Source organism: Clostridium sp. CTA-1, assembly GCF_054768215.1.
This window is the reverse complement of the sequence record NZ_BAAAAP010000046.1, coordinates 1-3,176: the sequence shown is the minus strand read 5'-3', so window position 1 is coordinate 3,176 and position 3,176 is coordinate 1. Positions and strand designations below refer to the sequence as shown.

2 protein-coding genes and 1 tRNA gene are annotated in these 3,176 nt (G+C 26.4%); all 3 read right to left on the bottom strand.

Annotation, left to right across the window (positions count from 1 at the left end; all coding sequences use genetic code 11):
- Positions 1-669: 669 nt before the first annotated feature.
- The 3 genes from ACYUEW_RS18790 to ACYUEW_RS18780 all read right to left on the bottom strand — a co-directional run bounded on the left by ACYUEW_RS18790 (position 670) and on the right by ACYUEW_RS18780 (position 3,116).
- On the bottom strand, positions 670-2,112 hold the full coding sequence (locus ACYUEW_RS18790; protein WP_460277683.1) for a DUF4179 domain-containing protein: 1,443 nt from the start codon (positions 2,110-2,112) through the stop codon (positions 670-672).
- On the bottom strand, positions 2,109-2,672 hold the full coding sequence (locus ACYUEW_RS18785) for a sigma-70 family RNA polymerase sigma factor (RefSeq protein WP_460277681.1): 564 nt from the start codon (positions 2,670-2,672) through the stop codon (positions 2,109-2,111). The genes ACYUEW_RS18790 and ACYUEW_RS18785 overlap by 4 nt, the downstream gene beginning before the upstream one ends.
- Before the next feature lie 368 nt (positions 2,673-3,040).
- Positions 3,041-3,116, bottom strand: a tRNA-Lys gene (locus tag ACYUEW_RS18780).
- Between the last annotated feature and the right edge of the window lie 60 nt (positions 3,117-3,176).

Sequence of the window (3,176 nt, the reverse complement as noted above, 5' to 3'; positions counted from 1 at the left end):
TCAAACTCTCAATTTTAAAGTTTAATCTCTTCTCAAATTCATTGACAAGGTTTATTACCTTATCTTACTGGCTGTTACAAGAATGTTTCTTGTTAATTCTCTGTTTAATTTTCAAAGACCACATCGCCTCAGCGACTTTTATATCTTAACAAATTTGCTGCTCTTTGTCAAGAACTTTTTTCAAATTTGTTTTTGAAAGTTTTTGTTGCTTTCAAGCCCTTGTCTTAAGGACGAATTTTATTATATCATTTATATTTCAATAAAAAATATCTTTATATTAATTTATATGCATTTAAATTATTGTTACTCTAATTTTATTGGTATTCCTGCTATTTTCTTATATAGATACCCTAGGTTATGTTGTTTATATGCGTAGATTTAATCACCATAATAATCACTAAAAACCATTATGAAAAATGTTTTAACTATTAAGTTCTTTTAATTTGTAGTACAAATAGAATTATTTAGAATAACAAATTTTTAATATCTATCTATAATTACTTATGATTGAAAGATTTACTCCTTTGAAAAAATTTTTAACTTAAAATCTCCAAAAACTATTCCACCATTAACTAAAGAACCTTAGAAAACATAAAAATATTAATTATATAAGTAACTTAAAAAATAAATCCCTAATTTATTAATATCTTAGGGATTTATTTCTACTGTTTATTTATTAAGTTCAATCTTAAATTTTAAATCCTCTCTAAATTCTACATTGTCAAAGTCATTTGTAAATATGGTGTATTGTTTATTAGGATTTAATCCTTCAAACACCTTTGTAAATTCATTAGGATTTTCTTCATCTTTTCTTCTAATGTAATCTTTAATTTCAACACATTCTCCTTGATCGTCTTTTATAAGAAGATCTTCTGCTTGGAAATAAGGTGCCTTTCCTTTGGCTATATATTTAACTATAGTTTTATTGTTTTCTGTTTTTATATCATTTATTATAAGTTTTCCCATTTTACCTTGAGAAAGTTCTATTGGATATACTCCATCTATAACTTTACTTATTTCTTTAGGTTTCTTTGTTTCTATAGTAATTGGTGTTTCTTTGCCATTCTTATCTCTTCTTACCCCTCCTCCTTCTGAAGGAATAATTTTGCAAGGAATAATGGTCAAATATTTTGGAATGCTTTTAGTCTTTACATATTGCATTTCAGAAGAAAATATATTTTTATTAAAGTCAAATTTTCCACCCCCAAGACCCTTTGGTATAAGTTCTACCCCGTTATCATCATAAGCAACCCAGTATCTATAATCAAACATACCGCCATTAGGTCCTGCTTTTATATTTTTATTCTTACCATTTCCAGTTATAAAAATAGAAATATCTATAGGTGAAAATACTACTTTATCAATATTTGCATTACTGTCTGGCAAATCCAATTTTTGATTTGGTTTAAACACAGTACTCTCCCTAAATATTTCTTCTTTTGATGCACTAAAAGCAAAGTCCCACTTCCCTTTTGTATCAGATACTTCTGTAATATTTACATCAACATTAAATTTTTTATCTTTGGGTATACTGGTGTGAATCTCCTCACTACCTATATAAGTATAGTCATCTATATACTGCCCTACAGAAATTCCTCCTGAGGAAAAGGTTTTACCATTTATCTTTAAAAATCCTCCCAGCCCGAATACTTCTAAATCTTTTATTTTTTTATCACCTTTTAAGGTATAGCCTATAATTAATTTTGAATCATCTGCAATTACTTCATTTATTGTAATTGTTATTCCATTGTTTGAAACTGATTTATTTATTATTTCAGAGTATTTTGCATAATCACCTTTATTGCCATATTTATTATTTAGTGTTTGTATTATAGAATTCAAAACTGGAATATTTTTAGCAAAGGTTGGTGATGTAGTAACGACACCTATCGAAAATACTAATGTTATAGCCGCAGCAATAGAGATATATTTTAATTTATTAGATCTGTTTTCTCCCTTTATTTTATCATTTAAATTTTTCTTTATTCTATCCTTTTGGATAATATCTACTTCTTCTTCCACATTATTCAACTCAATTTCTTCAAATTTTATTTCATTAAATGATTTATACAGCTCTTTTTCTGGTAAATTAATCTTTTTATTATTCCTCATAATATTTCTCCTTTCAAAAGTATAAGTTTTTCCTTTAAAAATTTACGTCCCCTTGAAAGTCTTTTATATATTAAATTTCTATTTACTCCAAAAGCGTTAGCTATATTTTCTACTTTCTCATCTAGAAAGTACCTTCTTATAAATATTTCCCTATCTTCTTTTTTCATATAATTTATTGCTTCAAAAATTTCTTCTTTATTTTCATTTAGTATAAAATCGTTTTCTATGCTAGTATCATCACATAATATATGATCATCTATAGATTCAATATTATTTTGTTTGAAAAGTTTTCTTTTGTAATCTATAGCTTTATATTTAGATATAGCAGCAATCCAATATTTAAAGTTCCCTTTTTGCTCATCAAAACTATCAATATTACTCCACGCAGACCAAAATACATCATTTGCACATTCTTCTACATACTGAGAATGAAAATTTGAATTTAATACGGTACGTATAATTCTAAAAATCAAATTACTATATTCGTCTACAATAAAATCTAATGCTTTGGAATTCCTATATTTTAGCTGCCTTATAAAATTATCTTCATCTATTTTCACATTTTTCCCTCCTCAAGAAGCTTCTCACTATTTAATACGAAGAATTTATTAATTTTCTGACATGAAATTTCATATATTTTTAAAATTACAATATAAAATAACTTCAAATATTTTTAAATATACTATTATAAAAATATCTGTTTTTATAACCTCTGTTAATCTTAAAAGAAGCTCTAGATAAAACTTAAATCTAGAACTTCTTTTATTCATAAAACTATATTTTATATAATAATTATATTTATTCGTAATTCCCCCATATTAAGCCTAAGGATTTCACATTCATTACACCTATACTATTTCATAATAATTTCAATATATAATGTATATTATACAAAATAAAAAGCACTTTACAAAATTGTAAAGTGCTTTGGTGATCCACCGGGGAATCGAACCCCGGACAACATGATTAAAAGTCATGTGCTCTACCAACTGAGCTAGTGAATCATATTCATCTGGCAACGACTTACTCTTCCACAGGGCCTCCCCTGCAGTACCATCAGCGCT